This is a genomic window from Pseudomonas sp. (genome assembly GCF_049653025.1).
In the GTDB taxonomy this organism is placed as follows: domain Bacteria; phylum Pseudomonadota; class Gammaproteobacteria; order Pseudomonadales; family Pseudomonadaceae; genus Aquipseudomonas.
In genome coordinates this window covers 58,586-75,920 of sequence record NZ_JBASFM010000003.1, presented here as the reverse complement: position 1 = coordinate 75,920, position 17,335 = coordinate 58,586, and the positions used below count along the sequence as shown (strand labels likewise).

Sequence of the window (17,335 nt, the reverse complement as noted above, 5' to 3'; positions counted from 1 at the left end):
GCCTCTTAGAAGCGGGTATCGATGGCCACTTCGAACGTCCGCGGCGCGCCCATGTAGTAGAGCGTGCCATAGGCCTGTTCGGCGTAGATCTCGTCGGTCAGGTTGCGCACCCGTGCGGTCACCGCGGTGTGCTCATCCACCCGGTAGCGCGCGAAGGCACCGTACAGGCTGTAGGACGGCGCCTCCAGGCTGTTGGCGTTGTCGGCGAACACCGCCGCGACATAGCGCGCATCCACGCCGGCCTGCCAGGCTGGGGCGATGTCGTAGGTCAGCCAGAAGTTGGCGACGTTGTCCGGCACGTTGGTCGGGCTGTTGCCCTCGCGCGACACCGATGCGCTGCCCACCTTCTCGTTGAACTCGTCGTACTGGGCATCGACGTAGGCGTAGTTGGCCTCGGCCAGTAGTTTCGGCGTGACCTGTAGCTTGCCGGCCAGCTCGATGCCACGGGAAGTCTGCTGACCGGCCTGCACGGTCAGGTTGGGGTTGCTGGAGTCCCTCACCGTGAAGTCACGGCGGACGATCTGGTACAGCGCCACGGTGGCCGAGCCGCGGCCGTCGAGGAAGTCGAACTTGCTGCCAACTTCCCACTGCTCGCCGGTGGTCAGGTCATACAGGCCGACCTGCGAATAGGTGGCCGAGGCCAGCGAGCCGGCTGGCGGGTCGGCGGCGGTGCTGTACTGCACATAGACGTTGGCCGCCGGGGTCAGCTCATAAACCAGGCCGGCGCGGCCGGTGAGCGGCTCCCAGGTGCGCTCGAAGAACGCTGGGCTGGTGGGGGTGACCGTGCCGTAGTTGGTCACCTCCATGTGCAGGTGGTCGTAGCGCAGGCCGGTCAGCAGCGACAGGCGCTCGCTCAGCTCCAGGCGGTTCTCCAGGAAGCCGGCCAGGGTGGTGACCTCATGCTTGCGCACTTTCTGCAGGCCGCTGCTGACCCCGGGGATGTCGTAGAAACTGCCCGGGTCGAAATGGTCCGGGTCGATAGTGTCGTAGGGGCTGGCGTTGAACTGGCTGTTGGGGTGCAGCTTCTGCTGGTTCACCGAGTAGTCCATGCCGGCCGACCATTGGCTGAACAGGCCGAACAGCTGGTTGTCGTGGCGCAGCTCGAAGCGGTTGCCATTGACCTGCTGGTCATGCCGTTGCAGCAGTGCGGCATAACGGTTCAGGCGGCTGTTGTCGGCGTTATAGACGTAGTTCTCCAGGTTGCGGTAATCGCGCTGGGCGTCGTAGTGGTAGAGGGTGTTCTGCAGGCTGGTGCTGTCATTGATCTGGTAGTCGATGATCGAACGCACCCAGCGTACGCGCTGTTCGTAGCGACCGTCTTCGACGTTGTAGTTCTCGAAGCGGCGGTCCTCGTCGATCTTCATGCTGTCGCCCACTGGGTTGAGCAGCGGCGAGCCCCAGTAGGGGCTGTTTTCCTTATCCTCCTGGTACTCCAGGGCCAGGGTATGGCTGAGGTTGGGCGTCAGGTCGCTGAGGATGGAGAAGGCGGTGCTGGTCGACTCGCGATCGTTGCGGTCCATGTAGCCGTTGCCGGCTGTGCGGCTGACATCCAGGCGCGCGAAGTGCTTGGGATCGGGATCGCTGCTCAGCGCGTGATTGACGCCGATGGCCAGCTCCGAGCTGTCGTAGCTGCCGTAGCGCACGCGGCCTTCCACGGCCTGCTCCTCACGGCTGGCCAGCTTGGTGATGTAGTTGATCGAGCCGCCGACCGCGCCGGCACCGTAGAGGAAGGTCGAGGGCCCGCCGATCAGCTCGACGCGGTCATAGATCCAGGCGTCCACCGGGCGGGTGGCGCTGCTGTAGCTCATGCCGATGCCGTTGTAGAGCTGGGTGATCTGCCCGGCGGTGAAGCCGCGATAGGACACATAGCCGCCGTAGCCCGGGTTGGCCGAGGCGTTGACCCCGGTCATGGTATTGATCACGTCCTGGGTGTCCTTGGCACCGCGCGCCTCGATGATGCTGCGGTCGGAGACGCTGACCGAGGCCGGGGTTTCGCGGGCGGTCAGACCCAGGCGCGAGCCGGTCTTGATCGGTTGATCGAGTACCACGCCTGATGGCTTTTCGAGGGTGCCTTCGATAGTCAGGGCGTCCAACTCGATGGGCGCGTGATTCGCCCACGCCAGGTTGCAGGGGCTGAGCAGCAGCACCAAAGCGGTGTTTCTTATAGTCATGAAGAACAACTTCCACGCGAAGAGTGATGGCTGTTTCGTGCGGCTACGCCGAGGCGCAGGCAGACCGAATCAGACGGATGGATTCACTGCGAGGAAGTTGGCGGGAGAGGCGCGGGGATTTAGCGCGGGCCACAGGTAACGGGGTGGCGGCTGCGCCCAGCTGCGCACGACGATCGGTGCCACGGCGCTGCCCGGCGCATAGTCCAGGGCCCAGGTCGACGTGTTGATCGCCACCGCGCCGGCAAAGGAGGAGCACAGTGGGCAGCTGAGCGACGAGGCCGTTTGCTGCGTCTGCTCCGAACTACCCAGGTCGACACCGGGGCCATTGTCGCTGCCCAGCGAACAGAAGCCGCTGCCCAGCCCGCTCAGGCTCAGCCCACTCATTTGGCCGTGATGAATACCACAGGCGAACAGGCCTAGCAGGAGGCTGCAGTACAGCGTCCAGGCAGTCAGTGCGCGATGGCGATGGGAAGGCTTCATGGGGCGGCAATCTACCATTGCGCCTGGCCCGCCGAAAGCCGGCCAGGCGATTTGTCGCAGATAGCAGCATGTGTCGGGGCGTTCGGAGCAATTCAGGGGGGAGCCTGGACGCTGCAAAGCAAAAGGCCAACCGCGAGGTTGGCCTTTTAGCATTCACGTTGTCATCCGTGATTGGCGTTTAGTTCTGCCGCAGTTTGGACGCCACCCCTTCGACGAAGTACTTCATATGGCCGAGGTCGTTGTCGCTGATCACCTCGCCAGCCGGTACGCGGACCTTGCCGTCCTGGTCGACCACCGGGCCGGTAAACGGATGGAAGGTGCCGGCACGCATCTCGCCTTCCAGTTTCTCGACCTCGGCCTTCACCTCGGCAGGCACCGAGGCATTGAGCGGCACGATCTCGATCATCTGATCCTTCACCCCGCCCCAGGTGGAGGTTGGTTTCCAGGTGCCATCTAGCACGGCCTGGGTGGTGTCGGTGTAGTACTTGCCCCACTGGTGGGTGGTGCCGGAGAGCTGCGCCTTGGCCCCGTACTTGCTCATGTCCGAGTGGTAGGAAAAGGCATTCACGCCTTTCTCTTCCGCTGCCTGGACCACGGCGGTCGAGTCGGTGTGGTGGGTGATCATGTCGGCACCCTGGGAGATCAACGTCAGCGCCGCCTCGCGCTCCTTGCCCGGGTCATACCAGCTGTTGACCCAGATCACCCGTACCTCGGCATTCGGGTTGACGCTGCGCGCGCCACGGGCGAAGGCGTTGATGCCCATCACCACTTCCGGGATCGGGAAGGCGGCGACGTAGCCGAGCACGTTGGATTTGCTCATCTTGCCGGCGATCACCCCGTTGAGGTAGCGGCCCTCATAGAAGCGCGCGTTGTAGTTGCCGAAGTTCTTGCCCGTCTTGTAGCCGGTGGCGTGCATCAGGGTGACATTGGGGAACTGCTTGGCCACGCGCTCGACGAAGTTCATATAGCCGAAGCTGGTGGCGTAGATCAGGTTGTAACCGCTGCTGGCCAGCTCGCGGATCACCCGTTCGGCGTCGGCACCTTCCGGCACGTTCTCGATGTATTTGGTTTCCACCTTGTCGCCCAGCGCCTTCTCCATCTCCAGGCGGCCCAGGTCGTGCTGGTAGGTCCAGCCGGCATCGCCGATCGGGCTGATATAGACGAAACCTACCTTCAACGGGTCGGCCGCCTGCGCATGGCCGAGCAGGCCGACGCCGAACGCCGCGGCCACGGCCATGCCCGTTGCTGCCTTGATGAAATGTCTGCGATTAGCCATCAGTTCCTCTCCTTGTTGCTCTGGTTGTTTTTGTTAGCGGGGGAAACATATAGGCAGGGCCCAACCGCTCGGGCCCGCCACTTGGGTCAGGCATCCGGCCGGTAAGGCTGGCCGAGGGATTGCGGTGAATTCAGGCGAATGGTCTGTTGGTTTCTGGAGATCAGCACCAGCACGATGATGGTCGCCAGGTAAGGCAGGGCCGAGAGCAGCTGCGACGGCACCTCGATATTCAGCCCCGAGCCCTGGACGAACAGCTGGGTGATCATCACGCCACCGAACAGGTAGGCGCCGACCATCACCCGCAGCGGCCGCCAGGTGGCGAATACCACCAGTGCCAGGGCAATCCAGCCGCGCCCGGAGACCATGCCCTCGACCCACAAGGGGGTGTAGAACACCGACAGGAAGGCACCACCGATACCGGCCATGGCACCGCCAAACAGGGTGGCCAGGTAGCGGATGCGGATTACCGAATAGCCGATGGAGTGGGCCGATGCAGGCGACTCGCCGACGGCGCGCAGGATCAAGCCGGCGCGGCTCTTGTAGAGGAACCAGATCACCCCGGCGAGCAGCGCCCAGGAGAAATAGACCAAGGACTGCTGGTTAAACAGCGCCGGGCCGATATAGGGGATATCGGCCAGCAGCGGGATGCGTATCGCCGGCACCGTCTGCAGGGTCAGTGACTCGTAAGGCTTGCCGATAAAGGCCGACAGGCCGACGCCGAAGATCGCCAGGGCTAGGCCCGAGGCGACCTGGTTGGCCATAAAGGTCAGGGTCAGCAGGCCGAACAGCAGGCTCATCAAGGCCCCGGCAGCCATCCCGGCCAACACCCCGAGGTAGGGGTTGCCGCTGTAGTGGGTGGCGGCGAAACCGGCCACCGCGCCCATGGCCATGGTGCCTTCGGCACCGAGGTTGAGCACCCCAGCTTTCTCGGTAACCAGCTCGCCCAGGGCAACGATGATCAGCGGCGTGCCGGCCACCAGGGTGGCAAACAGGATTGCGGTTATCAGACTCTGTTCCATCTTATGCACCCGCCTTGGTCAGGGTTCTGCGCACGCGCAACCGGTAATTGATAAACAGGTCGGAACCGAGCAGGAAGAACAGCAACATGCCCTGGAACACCTTGGAGATGGACGAGGGCAGGCTCATGTATTGCTGCGCCTGCTCGCCGCCGATAAACAGCAGCGCCATCAGCAGGCTGGCGAAGAAGATGCCAATAGGGTTGAGGCGGCCGACGAAGGCCACAATGATCGCGGCGAAGCCATAGCCGCTGCCCACCTTGTCGGTCAGCTGGCCCATGGGGCCGGCGACTTCACCCATGCCGGCCAAACCGGCGCAGGCACCACCGGCCAGCAGGCCGATCCAGATCATCAGTTTGGCCGAGAAACCGGCGTAACGCGCCGCATCCGCCGCCTCGCCGGCCACGCGCATCTTGAAGCCGAGAAAGCTCTTCTGCATAAACACATAGCCGACCGCCAGCACCCCGAGGGCGATGACGAAGGCCAGGTTCAACCGGGTGCCCTCCACCAGCATCGGCAGCAGCGCCGAGTCGGAGAACATCTTGGTCTGCGGGAAGTTGAAACCGTCGGGGTCGATCCAGGGCCCGAACACCAGCCAGGACACCAGCAGCTGTGCGACATACACCAGCATCAGCGAGACCAGAATCTCGTTGGCGTTGAAATGGGTGCGCAGGAAGGCCGGAATCGCCGCCCAGGCCGCGCCACCCAAGGCACCTGCGACCACCATCGCCAGCAGCACCTGGGGTCCGCTGACATCTTCGAGCAGCAGTGCCGCGCCGGTCGCCGCGCAGGCCCCGACGATAAACTGGCCCTCCGCGCCGATATTCCACACATTGGCGCGAAAACCGATGGCCAGGCCCACGGCGCAGAGCATCAGTGGCGTGGCCTTGAGCAGCAGCTCAGACACCCCGTACCAGTTGCGTATCGGGTTGATAAAAAACACCTGGAAGCCCTCGATGGGGTCCTTGCCCAGGGCAGAAAACACCAGCAGCCCGCCGAGTATCGTCAGCACCACCGCGATCAGTGGCGACAGATAGCTCATCAGGCGTGAGGCTTCGGGGCGGGTTTCAAGCTTGAATGACAGCATGCTGCGCTTCCCTTGTTCTGGTTCGGGGTTATTGGTGGCTGGTCGCTGGCGCAGTCGTCTCGTTGCCAGGCCACATACCGCTCATCCACACGCCTATGTCTTCCACCGAGGTCTCGGCCAGGGGCCGGGTCGGTGACAGGCGGCCGTCGGCGATCACGGCGATGCGGTCGCAGATCTCGAACAGCTCGTCCAGCTCCTCGGAGACCACCAGCACCGCGCAACCGCTGTTGCGCAGGTCGATGATCTGCTGGCGGATAAAGGCCGCCGCGCCCACGTCCACGCCCCAGGTCGGCTGCGCGGCCACCAGCAGCTTGGGTGCCTGCATGATTTCGCGGCCCATGATGTATTTCTGCAGGTTGCCGCCGGACAGCGACCGGGCTTGCGCCGCCGGCCCGCCGCATTTGACGTTGAAGCGCTCGATGCACTCGCTGGCGAAGGCCTTGGCCGCGCGGAAGTCGATCAGGCCGCGCTTGACCAGGCCCTTGGCAGTGGCAGCGGTAAGAATGGCGTTGTCACTGAGCGCCATGCTCGGCACCGCGCCACGGCCCAGGCGCTCTTCCGGCACGAAGCACAGGCCGATCTGCCGGCGCCGATCGGGCGGCAAGCGTCCCGCGGCACTGCCGCAGATCTGCACCTGGGCCTTGTCAGCCAACGTGCTCTCCCCGGAAATGGCCGAGAGCAGCTCGGCCTGGCCATTGCCCGAGACCCCGGCGATGCCGACGATCTCGCCGGAGCGCACCTCCAGCTGGAGGTTCTTCAGGTGGATGCCGAAGGGGTCGAGCGAGGCCTGGGACAGCCCCGCCAGCTTCAGGCGGACTGCGCCAGCGGCCTGGGCCGTGCTGTGTTCGCAGGCGGGCAGGTCCTTGCCGATCATCAGGCGCGCCATGCTCTTCGGGGTTTCTTCAGACGGAATGCAGGCACCGGTCACCTTGCCGCCGCGCAGCACCGTGGCGCTGTGACAAAGCTCCTGGATTTCATCGAGTTTGTGGCTGATATAGAGGATCGAGCAGCCTTCGCTGGCCAGCTGGCGCAGGGTCTCGAACAGCTTGCGCACGGCCTGCGGGGTGAGCACCGAGGTCGGCTCGTCCATGATCAGCAGGCGCGGGTTCTGTAGCAGGCAGCGGACGATCTCGACTCGCTGGCGCTCGCCGACGGACAGCGCATGCACATGGCGGCGCGGGTCGACCGGCAGGCCATAGCGTTTGGACACCGACTCGATGCGTCGGGCCAGGTCGGTCATATCGGGTTTGCCCGGCAGGGCGAGGGCGACGTTCTCCAGTACGGTCAGGGTTTCGAACAGGGAGAAGTGCTGGAACACCATGCCGATCCCCAGGCTGCGCGCATGGGCGGGGTTTTCCACGGTGACCGGCTTGCCCTCCCAGAGCATCTCGCCGGAAGTCTGGCGGGTCACGCCGTAGATGATTTTCATCAGGGTGGATTTGCCGGCACCGTTCTCGCCAAGCACGGCATGGATCTCGCCAGGCATCACGCTGAGGTCGATGCCATCGTTGGCGATGACCGTGGGGTAGACCTTGCGGATGCCGGTCAGGGTCAAGCGCGGCTGCACAGCAGACGCAACGGCGGCGTGCTCATGCTTCATGGGGTTTTCTCCTGTCATCCGATGACCTTAGTCGCTCTAACGAGCAGGTGTCGGTGCCTTTATTATTGGAGAGGAGCAGCGCCTTGGCGGCCGTTGCACCCTTCTGTTGCCCGTCACAGATCGGTCCATAGAGCCGTGACTGCGCGGTCTTGTGTACTACGCTTTTGTAGGGATTTGCAACAGTGTGTGAACAATTAATCTTGTTCGTGTAGTCAATGGCTGATTTGTTTGCGTGTTTTTGTATACATAAATGATTGCTGGCTACTCCGTTGCTCCAGCGTGTAGGCCTGCATACCCGTGGCCACGCCGGCAAAAAGGCCCCGGCAACCTGATGGCTGTCCGGGGCTCGGTGCGGGTGGCTGGAGTGGGGCCGCCCAATGTGGCCAGGCGCTGATTTCGCTAGGCTAGACGTTCGGGTCTGGGCTAGATAGGTTTTCTTCAGGCAATAAAAAAGCCGGCTTGTGGCCGGCTTTTAGGGGGTAGTCCCGACTTATTTTTGGTAAGCCGCGACTGCCTTGAGAATCAGACCGCGGGCTTCTTCAGCGCCGCCCCAGCCTTCGACCTTGACCCATTTGCCTTTTTCGAGATCTTTGTAGTTCTCGAAGAAGTGCTTGATCTGCTCAATCAGCAGCGGGGGCAGGTCGGTGTATTCCTGTACGTCTTTGTACAGCACGGTGAGTTTGTCGTGCGGTACGGCAACCAGCTTGGCGTCGCCGCCGGCTTCGTCGCTCATGTGCAGCACGCCAACTGGGCGGGCACGGATAACCGAGCCTGGCGCCACCGGGTAAGGGGTCACAACCAGCACGTCGAGGGGGTCGCCGTCGTCAGCCAGGGTGTGCGGGATAAAACCGTAGTTGGCCGGGTAGAACATCGGGGTGGCCATGAAGCGGTCGACCATCAGGCAATCGATGTCGTGGTCGATTTCGTATTTGATCGGCGCGTGGTTGGCCGGGATCTCGATGGCGACGTAGATGTCGTTCGGCAGGTCTTTACCGGCTGGGATCTTGCTGTAGCTCATGGGGCGACTCCCGAGGGGTGGGCCAAAAAAGTGGCGCGATTATAGGCATATTCCCCCAGCGTTGCTACGCCAGGATGCCTAGCCATTGGTCGCGAACTCACTGTCTTCGGTTCTGACCTGGTAGTCCAAGTTGCTGGCCTGCAGCCGCTGCAATCGGGCCAGCGGGTCCTGCCGGTAGAACAGCGCCAACTGCGCGTAAACCGCCGGGAAGGCCTCGGCCAGCAGGTCTGGCGCACTGAAGAAGTATTCGCTGGTGACGGCGAAGAACTCCGCCGGATTTTCCGCGGCGTAAGGGTCGATGGCCGTTTCGGCCTCGGGGTCGGCGTCGAGCTGGGCATTGAGCTGATCAAAGGCGCTTTGCATGGCGTCGGCCCAGTCGCTGATGCGCATATTGCTGTGCAGCGGCGGCAGGCCGTTGGCGTCGCCGTTGAGCATGTCCAGCTTGTGCGCCAGTTCGTGGATCACCAGGTTATAGCCATCCCACTGGCCGCTGGCCTGTACGCCGGGCCAGGCGAGGATTACTGGGCCCTGCTGCCAGGCTTCGCCGCTGTGTTCGGCGTCCCATTCATGCACCACGCCGCTGGCGTCGCGATGGCGCTGCGGGCTGACGAAATCATCCGGGTAGAGGACGATTTCATGGAAGCCCTGGTACCAGTTGAGGTCGGCCAGGTGCAGCAGCGGCAGCTCGGCCTGCACCGCCAGTTGCAGGCGTGCGCCGGCATCCAGCTCGACGCCGGGCAGCGCAGTCAGGTGTTTGTGGTGCAGAAACAATACGGCGCGTTCGCGCAGGCGCTGCTGTTCTGCTTCATCCAGTCCATCGAGAATTGGCAGCGGCTGGCGCACGGCGGCCCAGGCGGCGGGACTGATCGGGTGGCGGGCGAGAATGCGCCGGCGACGCCAGGCGTGAAGCGACCACATGGACTCGGCTCGGGTGACAGGAAGCGTCCACCATAAGCGTGGCTGCGCTGTCGGGCAAGTCGGCATAAAGGCTGCAGTGCCCTGGGTAAACCGCGACCTGGGAGGGCTGCCAATGTCGACCGAGCCTCTGCATCATCCCGCCGTCAAACTGCTCTGCGGCCAGGGCCTTGACCTGCCCAGTCAGGCCGCACGGGCGCGTAGCCTTTGGCTGCCGGGCCGCGAGGGGCGCGCACCGGTGCTGCTGGTGCTGCTGCTCTGGGCGCGCGAATGCACTGATGTAGTGCGCGCCCTCGACGGCTATCTGGATGGCCTGCTGGCCGATTTCGACGGCACGCCCGCAGGCTGGAGCGGGGCCCAGGCGGCACGTCAGGTCTTGGCCGCCTTCAACCTGCAGCTGTTTCGTCAGCGTCAGGCCGGGGGCAGCAGCGCCCAGTTGAACGGCGGGCTGTTGCTGTTACAGGGCGACACGGCGCAGTTTCTCCAGGCCGGGGCCATCGGTTTATTGCGCTATCAGGCCGGCAGCCTGCACAGCCTGGTCGGGCGCGAGGGTACGCCGCTGGGCGCGCAGGCCGAGCTGGCGCTGGTGCAGCACAGTCTGCCGCTGACGCCTGGGGCCGCGTTGCTGCTGGCGCCGCAGCCGCTGCTGGATGTCGCTGATCTACAGCGCTTTCGCAATGGTTGCGCCGAGTTGACGGCCGAGCAGATGCAGCCGCTATTGCAACCGTTGCTGCAGGCTCCCGGTGCGGCAGTGTTGCTGCTGCCCGGAGCGTCTGAGCCGACGCCGGCCACCTGGGTACGTGAGACCTGGCCGGCGCTGGTGGATGCCCGGCCGGGCATGCAGCTGGATGGCTGGACCGTGCAGGCCGCGTGCCCTTACGGCCCGCCGGGGCGGCTGTTTCGCGCTGCCGATGAGCGCGGTCGTGAGGCCATGTTGTGGCTGGCCGAAAAGGCGGCCGATGAGGCGTTCTGGCAGCGCGAATGGGCATTGCGCCGTAGCCCGGTGGCCAGCCTGCCGCAGGTGCTGTCGTCGCATCAGCCGCGTCGGCACGCCTTCTGGCTGTTCGAGCCGGCCGCGCCGGGCATGCGCAGCCTGCATGATTGGGCGGCCGCCCGTGGCCCGGTGGATGCGCTGACGTTACTGGCCTTGCTTGAGCAGTTGATCGCCGCCGTGCGTGCCTTGCAGCGGCGCGGCATGCAGGGCTTGTGGCTGGACCCGCGGAGTATTCTGCTGGATGAAGGCGGGCGGTTGTTGCTGTTACCCGAACATGCGGCGCTGCTGCCGGGTGTGCCGCGTCAGTGCCTGCCGGAGGCGGCTGTGCCGCTGGCGCCGGAGCTGCGCACGGCGCAGGCGGTGGATGGCCGCGCCGACCAATTCGCCCTGGCGGCATTGGCGTATTGGCTGTTTTGCGGACGTTGGCCGGATGCCGCGATGGCTGATGCGGGGGCCAGCAGCCGCTACGTGCCGTTGGCGCAGTTCAGCGGGCATGTGCCGACGGGTTGGGATGGTGTACTGGCGCGGGCGTTGGCACCACGGCCGGAGGCGCGCTTCGAGGCGTTGTCGGAATTTCAACAGGCCTTGCAGCAACCGTTGCAACAGCCACCCGCCATGGCACAACGCTTGCGTCAGCGCCGGCCAGGCTGGCAGTTGGCGGTGTTGGCCGTGCTGCTGGTGCAGTTGGCCGTCGGCCTGTGGCTCAGCCTGAGCGGCTGAGCACGGCGAGTGCAGCGTTTAGCGTGCGGTGAAGTCTTCGGTAATCGGCAGGACAAAGCTCTTGAACTCGGTGTCTTCGACGAAGCCGATGGATTCGTAGAGCTTGTGCGCCACCAGATTATCGATGCTGGAGGCTACGCGCAGGCGTACGGCGTTGGTTTCCTTGGCCATTTTCTTGGCTGTCTGGATCAGGCGGTCTGCCACCAGTTGGCGGCGTGCGTCCTGGCAGACGTAGATGTCGTTGAGAATCCACACACGCTTGAGTGACAGCGAGGAGAAGCTCGAATAGAGCTGGCAGAAGCCGAGAATCTTGTCTTCGTCATCGGCCATGGCCAGGTAGATCACCGACTCATTGCGGCCGATGCGCTTTTCCAGAAAGCTGCGCGAGGAGTCCGGGTAGGGCAGCTGGCCGAAGTGTTCGCGGTAATTGACGAACAGTGGCGTGAGTTGATCCAAATGCTCCAGCGTGGCTTGAACAATGCGCATGGTGAGCCTCGACGTCATGAAGGTGGATGGCCTGGGCAGCACATGCAGGCTGCCTGCGAACGAACCCGATGCTGCCTAAAGCTTTTGGAAAGCGCAATCCAAACAAGCGTTTGGTCGTAATGCCGCGCCGCGCTTAGCCCAGCAGGAAGTTATCGCGCTTGCCTGAGCCGGGTAGCAGCGGCACTTCGGCCTCATCCTTCAGGTTGACCCCGGACAGCTGGCGGCGACAGGCCTCGCGCATCAGGTACAGCAGGCGGTGCGCGGCCATGCCGTAGCTCAAACCCTCCAGGCGTACGTTGGAGATGCAGTTGCGGTAGGCGTCAGTCAGGCCGACCTTGGGCGCGTAGGTGAAATACAGGCCCAGGCTGTCCGGCGAACTCAGGCCGGGGCGTTCGCCGATCAGGATCACCACCATGCGTGCGCCAAGCAGTTCGGCCACTTCATCGGCCACGGCCACGCGGCCCTGGCTGACCAGCGCCACCGGGGCCAGGCTCCAGCCTTCGGCCTGGGTCTGTTCGCTCAGGCGTTCGAGCATGGGCAGGGCATGGCGATGCACGGCCAGGGCAGACAAACCGTCGGCGATGACAACGGCCAGGTCATAACCGTCCGGGTTGTTTTCGCGATGCTGGCCCAGCAGTTCGGCGGATTCGTGGCTCAAGCGCCGGCCCAAATCCGGGCGTTGCAGGTAGGTGTCGCGGTCCTTGGCAGCGCTGTGCAGCAGCAAGCTCTGCCGATGCTGGTGGGTCAGGCCGGCGGTCAGTGCGGCGTGGTCGAACGGCAGGTGCACGGCGTCGCGGGCCTGGGCGTGGGCGAACTGGAAATCCAGCTGGGCGTGGGTCGGCAGGCTGGTGCCGGCGCGGCCCAGGGCGATACGCGCCGGAGTCAGATTGCGCAGTTGCTGCCAGGGGTTTTCGCTGGCACCGCTGAGTGGGCTGTCATCGTACATCGGCTACTCCTCGGTTAACCCAACTGGGCCAGGGCCTGGCGAAACGCCGGCGGCAGCGTGGTGCCCAGGCGCGGGCGACCGTCGGCCTGGGTCAGGATGCCCATGCGCTGCAGCCAGCCCTCGAACTCGGGGGCCGGCTTTAGCCCCAGGCTCTGCCGGGCGTAGAGGGCGTCATGGAAGGAGGTGGTCTGGTAGTTGAGCATCACATCGTCCGAGCCCGGTATACCCATGATGAAGTTGATCCCGGCCACCCCCAGCAGGGTCAGCAGCACGTCCATGTCATCCTGGTCGGCTTCGGCGTGGTTGGTGTAGCAGATGTCGCAGCCCATCGGCAGGCCCAGCAGCTTGCCGCAGAAGTGGTCTTCCAGGCCGGCACGGATGATCTGTTTGCCGTTGTAGAGGTACTCCGGGCCGATAAAGCCGACCACGGTATTCACCAGGAACGGCTTGAAATGCCGCGCCACCGCATAGGCGCGGGTCTCGCAGGTCTGCTGGTCGAGGCCATGGTGAGCGCCGGCGGACAGCGCACTGCCCTGGCCGGTTTCGAAATACATCAGGTTGTCGCCGAGGGTGCCGCGCTTGAGGCTCAGGCCGGCCTCATAGCCTTCCTGGAGGATTTTCAGGCTGATGCCGAAGCTGGCGTTGGCCGCCTCGGTGCCGGCGATCGACTGGAACACCAGATCCAGCGGCACGCCACGGTTGATCGCCTCTATCGAGGTGGTGACGTGGGTCAGCACGCAGGCCTGGGTAGGGATTTCGTAGCGCTGGATGATGCCGTCGAGCATGCGCAGCATCTCGCAGATCGAACTGATGCTGTCGGTGGCCGGGTTGATGCCGATCATGGCGTCGCCGTTGCCGTAGAGCAGGCCGTCGAGAATGCTCGCGGCGATGCCGGCCGGTTCGTCGGTCGGGTGGTTCGGTTGCAGGCGGGTCGACATGCGCCCGCGCAGGCCTACGGTGTTGCGGAAACGGCTGACCACGCGGATTTTCTGCGCCACCAGGACCAAGTCCTGCACGCGCATGATCTTCGATACCGCAGCGGCCATTTCCGGCGTCAGGCCGGGTGCGAGGGCGCGCAGGCTGGCTTCATCGGCGCTGTCGCCAAGTAGCCAGTCGCGAAAGCCACCGACGGTCAGGTGGCTGACCGGGGCGAAGGCGACCAGGTCGTGGCTGTCGATGATCAGTCGGGTGACCTCGTCAGCCTCGTAGGGAATCAGTGCCTCAGTGAGGAAGTGTTTGAGCGGGATGTCGGCCAGGGCCATCTGCGCCGCCACGCGTTCGCCGGCATTGCTCGCGGCCACGCCGGCGAGAAAGTCGCCGGAACGTGCCGGGCTGGCCTTGGCCATGACCTCGGCGAGGCTGTCGAAGCGGAAGGTTTCCACGCCGATGCTATGGGAAAAACCGCTCATCTGTGTGGTGCTCCTGATCCGGCGGGTTGTTGCTGGGGGGCAAACGGCGGTACGCAGGGTAGCCGTCTGCACCTGAATGGGGCCGCTGCCGGGCCGAGGCCCGGCAGCGGTGCATGTTAAACGCCAGTCAGCATGGCGTCAGCCGGGGCATCGGCGCGTTGCTGGTGGGTCAGTTGGAAGTAGACAAAGCCCACGACCATCAAGCCGAGGAACAGCGCGGCGATCAGCGGGTTGAACCAGACCATCGCCACCAGGCAGACCAGCGCCAGGGCCAGGGCGATACCCGGCACGATCGGATAGCCCGGCGCGCGGAAGGTGCGCTCCAGCAGCGGCTCAGTTTTACGCAGCTTGAACAGACTGAGCATGCTCATGATGTACATGACGATGGCACCGAACACCGCCATGGTGATCATGGCGGCGGTCAGGCTCATGCCCTGCAGGTTGATCAGGCCGTCGCTGTAGATTGCCGCGATACCGATCACACCACCGGCGAGAATCGCCCGGTGCGGGGTCTGGAAACGGTTCAGCTTGGCCAGGCCAACCGGCAGGTAGCCGGCGCGGGCGAGGGCGAAGAACTGCCGCGAGTAGCCGAGGATGATGCCGTGGAAGCTCGCCACCAGACCGAACAGACCGATCCACACCAGCATGTGCAGCCAGCCGGAGTGATCACCGACCACGGCCTTCATCGCTTGCGGCAGCGGGTCGTTGATATTCGACAGTTGACGCCAGTCGCCGACGCCGCCAGCCATGATCATCACGCCGATGGCCAGGAATACCAGGGTCAGGATGCCGCTGACGTAAGCGCGCGGAATGGTGCGTTTCGGGTCTTTGGCTTCTTCTGCCGCCATGGCCGCGCCTTCGATGGCGAGGAAGAACCAGATGGCGAACGGAATCGCCGCGAACATCCCGGCAATCGAGGTGGTGCTGAAGGTGTCGGAGCCGGCCCAGCCGTTCAGTGCGAAGTTGCTGAAGCTGAAGCCCGGTGCCACCACGCCCATAAATACCAGCAGTTCACCCACCGCGAGCACGGTGACGATCAGCTCGAAGGTCGCGGCAATGCTCACGCCGAGGATGTTCAGGGTCATAAACACGGCATACGCTCCGACCGCGGCAAGCTTGGGGTCGAGCCCCGGGAACTGCACGTTGAGGTACGCACCGATGGCCATGGCGATCGCCGGTGGCGCGAAGACGAACTCGATCAGCGTGGCCAGGCCCGCGATCAACCCGCCTTTTTCACCAAAGGCCCGGCGGCTGTAGGCGAACGGGCCGCCCGCGTGGGGAATGGCCGTGGTCAGTTCGGTGAAGCTGAAGATAAAACAGGTGTACATCGCCGCCACCATCAGCGTGGTGACGAGAAAGCCCAGTGTGCCGGCGCTGCCCCAGCCGTAACTCCAGCCGAAGTATTCGCCGGAAATCACCAGGCCGACGGCAATACCCCAGAGATGCAGGGTGCCGAGTGTAGGTTTGAGTGTCGTTGTTGTAGTCATGAGTACCCGCCCTGAGTGTTGAACAGTCCAAGAGACTTGCGGATTTACGCAACGCCCATGCCAGCTGCAACAGAATGTTGCGGCTGGCAGGGCGTCGTGCGTTTTTAGCTATGTGGAAGGCGTTTCCAGATCGTTTTCGCGCGGTGCGCAAGCCCGGGTCTTAGAAGAAACCCAGCGGGTTGATGTCGTAGCTGACCAGCAGGTTCTTGGTCTGCTGGTAGTGGTCGAGCATCATCTTGTGGGTCTCGCGACCGACCCCGGACTTCTTGTAGCCACCAAACGCGGCGTGCGCCGGGTACAGGTGGTAGCAGTTGGTCCACACGCGCCCGGCCTTGATCGCCCGGCCCATGCGGTAGGCGCGGTTGATGTCGCGGGTCCAGAGGCCGGCACCGAGGCCGAACTCGGTGTCGTTGGCAATCGCCAGGGCTTCGGCTTCGTCCTTGAAGGTGGTGACGCTGACCACCGGGCCGAAGATCTCTTCCTGGAACACGCGCATCTTGTTGTGGCCCTTGAGCAGGGTCGGCTGGATGTAATAACCGCCGTTAAGCGTGCCGCTGAGTTTTTCCACCGCGCCGCCGGTGAGCAGCTCGGCACCTTCCTGCTTGGCGATTTCCAGGTAGCTGAGGATTTTGTCGAACTGCTGCTCGGAGGCCTGGGCACCGACCATGGTGTCGGTGTCCAGCGGGTCGCCGCGTTTGATCTGCTCGACCTTCTTCATCACCTCTTTCATAAACGCCGGGTAGATCGATTCCTGCACCAACGCCCGCGACGGGCAGGTGCACACCTCACCCTGGTTGAAGAAGGCCAGCACCAGGCCTTCGGCGGCTTTTTCGATAAAGCTTGGCTCGGCCTGCATGATGTCTTCGAAGAAGATGTTCGGCGATTTGCCGCCCAGCTCCACGGTGCTCGGGATGATGTTCTCGGCGGCGCATTTCATGATGTGCGCGCCCACCGGCGTTGAGCCGGTAAAGGCGATCTTGGCGATGCGTTTGCTGGTGGCCAGGGCTTCGCCGGCCTCCTTGCCGAAACCTTGCACCACGTTGAGCACGCCCGGCGGCAGCAGGTCGCCGATCAGCTCCATCAGCACGCTGATGCCCAGCGGCGTTTGCTCGGCGGGCTTCAATACCACGCAGTTGCCGGCGGCCAGGGCCGGGGCAAGTTTCCAGGCGGCCATCAGCAGCGGGAAGTTCCACGGGATGATCTGCCCGACCACGCCCAGTGGTTCATGAATGTGATAGGCCACGGTATTGCCGTCGATCTCGGCAGCCGAGCCTTCCTGGGCGCGCAGGCAGCCGGCGAAGTAGCGGAAGTGGTCGGCGGCCAACGGAATGTCGGCGTTGAGGGTTTCGCGCACGGCCTTGCCGTTGTCCCAGGTTTCGGTGATGGCCAGCACTTCCAGGTTGGCTTCGATGCGGTCAGCGATCTTCAGCAGGGTCAGCGAGCGCTCCTGCACCGAGGTCCGCCCCCAGGTGTCGGCAGCGGCATGGGCGGCGTCGAGGGCCTTGTCGATATCCTCGGCGCTGGAGCGCGGGAACTCGGCAATCGGCAGGCCATTCACCGGCGAGGTATTGGTGAAGTACTGGCCTTTGACCGGTGCGACAAACTCGCCGCCGATGTAGTTGCCGTAACGGGATTTGAACGAAACGAGGGCACCTGGGGTGCCGGGGTGGGCGTAACGCATGCTGTGTGTCTCCTGGCTTTTATGCTTGTTTTTGTGATGCTGCGGGAAG

General features: G+C 64.1%; 14 protein-coding genes. 1 reads left to right on the top strand and 13 read right to left on the bottom strand.

The genetic code is table 11. The features are described 5' to 3' along the window. Positions 1-5 precede the first annotated feature (5 nt). From WBK23_RS00940 to WBK23_RS00905, 8 genes are all read right to left on the bottom strand, one after another. Positions 6-2,171 carry a TonB-dependent receptor gene (locus WBK23_RS00940; RefSeq protein ID WP_424482136.1) on the bottom strand — a complete coding sequence of 722 codons (2,166 nt, stop codon included), beginning with the start codon at positions 2,169-2,171 and terminating at the stop codon, positions 6-8. A gap of 69 nt (positions 2,172-2,240) precedes the next feature. Continuing rightward, on the bottom strand, positions 2,241-2,651 hold the full coding sequence (locus WBK23_RS00935) for a DUF2946 family protein (protein ID WP_424482135.1): 411 nt from the start codon (positions 2,649-2,651) through the stop codon (positions 2,241-2,243). Positions 2,652-2,829: 178 nt separating this feature from the next. Continuing rightward, complete coding sequence (locus WBK23_RS00930; RefSeq protein WP_424482134.1) at positions 2,830-3,927, bottom strand: BMP family ABC transporter substrate-binding protein; 1,098 nt, start codon at positions 3,925-3,927, stop codon at positions 2,830-2,832. Positions 3,928-4,013: 86 nt separating this feature from the next. After that, entirely contained in the window at positions 4,014-4,946 is a 933-nt protein-coding gene (locus WBK23_RS00925; RefSeq protein ID WP_424482133.1) for an ABC transporter permease, read from the bottom strand. A gap of 1 nt (position 4,947) precedes the next feature. Then, positions 4,948-6,027 (bottom strand): ABC transporter permease, encoded by a 1,080-nt coding sequence (locus WBK23_RS00920; RefSeq protein ID WP_424482194.1) that lies wholly within the window; start codon positions 6,025-6,027, stop codon positions 4,948-4,950. Between the two features lie 31 nt (positions 6,028-6,058). Continuing rightward, positions 6,059-7,630, bottom strand: a complete 1,572-nt coding sequence (locus tag WBK23_RS00915; RefSeq protein WP_424482132.1) for an ABC transporter ATP-binding protein — start codon at positions 7,628-7,630, stop codon at positions 6,059-6,061. Between the two features lie 490 nt (positions 7,631-8,120). Next, on the bottom strand, positions 8,121-8,648 hold the full coding sequence (gene ppa / locus WBK23_RS00910; protein ID WP_341438136.1) for an inorganic diphosphatase: 528 nt from the start codon (positions 8,646-8,648) through the stop codon (positions 8,121-8,123). 78 nt (positions 8,649-8,726) lie between these two features. Further along, on the bottom strand, positions 8,727-9,566 hold the full coding sequence (locus tag WBK23_RS00905) for a zinc-dependent peptidase (protein WP_424482131.1): 840 nt from the start codon (positions 9,564-9,566) through the stop codon (positions 8,727-8,729). Between the two features lie 112 nt (positions 9,567-9,678). Here WBK23_RS00905 and WBK23_RS00900 point away from each other — a divergent pair, with 112 nt between their 5' ends. Then, the gene (locus tag WBK23_RS00900) at positions 9,679-11,277 is read left to right on the top strand and encodes a protein kinase (protein WP_424482130.1); all 1,599 of its coding nucleotides are present in this window, start codon (positions 9,679-9,681) and stop codon (positions 11,275-11,277) included. 18 nt (positions 11,278-11,295) lie between these two features. Here the strand turns inward: WBK23_RS00900 and WBK23_RS00895 are convergent, their stop codons facing one another. From WBK23_RS00895 to exaC, 5 genes are all read right to left on the bottom strand, one after another. After that, positions 11,296-11,763, bottom strand: coding sequence for an N-acetyltransferase family protein (locus WBK23_RS00895; protein ID WP_424482129.1), 468 nt, complete (start codon positions 11,761-11,763; stop codon positions 11,296-11,298). A 133-nt stretch (positions 11,764-11,896) separates the two neighbouring features. Further along, positions 11,897-12,709: an ethanolamine ammonia-lyase subunit EutC gene (gene eutC, locus WBK23_RS00890; protein ID WP_424482128.1), complete on the bottom strand. Its 813-nt coding sequence runs from the start codon at positions 12,707-12,709 to the stop codon at positions 11,897-11,899. Positions 12,710-12,723: 14 nt separating this feature from the next. Beyond that, complete coding sequence (locus tag WBK23_RS00885) at positions 12,724-14,118, bottom strand: ethanolamine ammonia-lyase subunit EutB (protein ID WP_424482127.1); 1,395 nt, start codon at positions 14,116-14,118, stop codon at positions 12,724-12,726. A 116-nt stretch (positions 14,119-14,234) separates the two neighbouring features. Further along, positions 14,235-15,605 (bottom strand): ethanolamine permease, encoded by a 1,371-nt coding sequence (gene eat, locus WBK23_RS00880; RefSeq protein WP_424482126.1) that lies wholly within the window; start codon positions 15,603-15,605, stop codon positions 14,235-14,237. Positions 15,606-15,765: 160 nt separating this feature from the next. Next, positions 15,766-17,286, bottom strand: coding sequence for an acetaldehyde dehydrogenase ExaC (exaC, locus tag WBK23_RS00875; protein ID WP_424482125.1), 1,521 nt, complete (start codon positions 17,284-17,286; stop codon positions 15,766-15,768). Positions 17,287-17,335 lie beyond the last annotated feature (49 nt).

Coding starts and splice junctions, on each gene's coding strand:
- exaC (WP_424482125.1), bottom strand. CDS start 17,286: ATGCGTTACGCCCACCCCGGCACCCCAGGTGCCCTCGTTTCGTTCAAA.
- WBK23_RS00905 (WP_424482131.1), bottom strand. CDS start 9,566: ATGTGGTCGCTTCACGCCTGGCGTCGCCGGCGCATTCTCGCCCGCCAC.
- WBK23_RS00925 (WP_424482133.1), bottom strand. CDS start 4,946: ATGGAACAGAGTCTGATAACCGCAATCCTGTTTGCCACCCTGGTGGCC.
- WBK23_RS00915 (WP_424482132.1), bottom strand. CDS start 7,630: ATGAAGCATGAGCACGCCGCCGTTGCGTCTGCTGTGCAGCCGCGCTTG.
- eat (WP_424482126.1), bottom strand. CDS start 15,605: ATGACTACAACAACGACACTCAAACCTACACTCGGCACCCTGCATCTC.
- WBK23_RS00930 (WP_424482134.1), bottom strand. CDS start 3,927: ATGGCTAATCGCAGACATTTCATCAAGGCAGCAACGGGCATGGCCGTG.
- WBK23_RS00885 (WP_424482127.1), bottom strand. CDS start 14,118: ATGAGCGGTTTTTCCCATAGCATCGGCGTGGAAACCTTCCGCTTCGAC.
- WBK23_RS00935 (WP_424482135.1), bottom strand. CDS start 2,651: ATGAAGCCTTCCCATCGCCATCGCGCACTGACTGCCTGGACGCTGTAC.
- WBK23_RS00900 (WP_424482130.1), top strand. CDS start 9,679: ATGTCGACCGAGCCTCTGCATCATCCCGCCGTCAAACTGCTCTGCGGC.
- eutC (WP_424482128.1), bottom strand. CDS start 12,709: ATGTACGATGACAGCCCACTCAGCGGTGCCAGCGAAAACCCCTGGCAG.
- ppa (WP_341438136.1), bottom strand. CDS start 8,648: ATGAGCTACAGCAAGATCCCAGCCGGTAAAGACCTGCCGAACGACATC.
- WBK23_RS00940 (WP_424482136.1), bottom strand. CDS start 2,171: ATGACTATAAGAAACACCGCTTTGGTGCTGCTGCTCAGCCCCTGCAAC.
- WBK23_RS00895 (WP_424482129.1), bottom strand. CDS start 11,763: ATGCGCATTGTTCAAGCCACGCTGGAGCATTTGGATCAACTCACGCCA.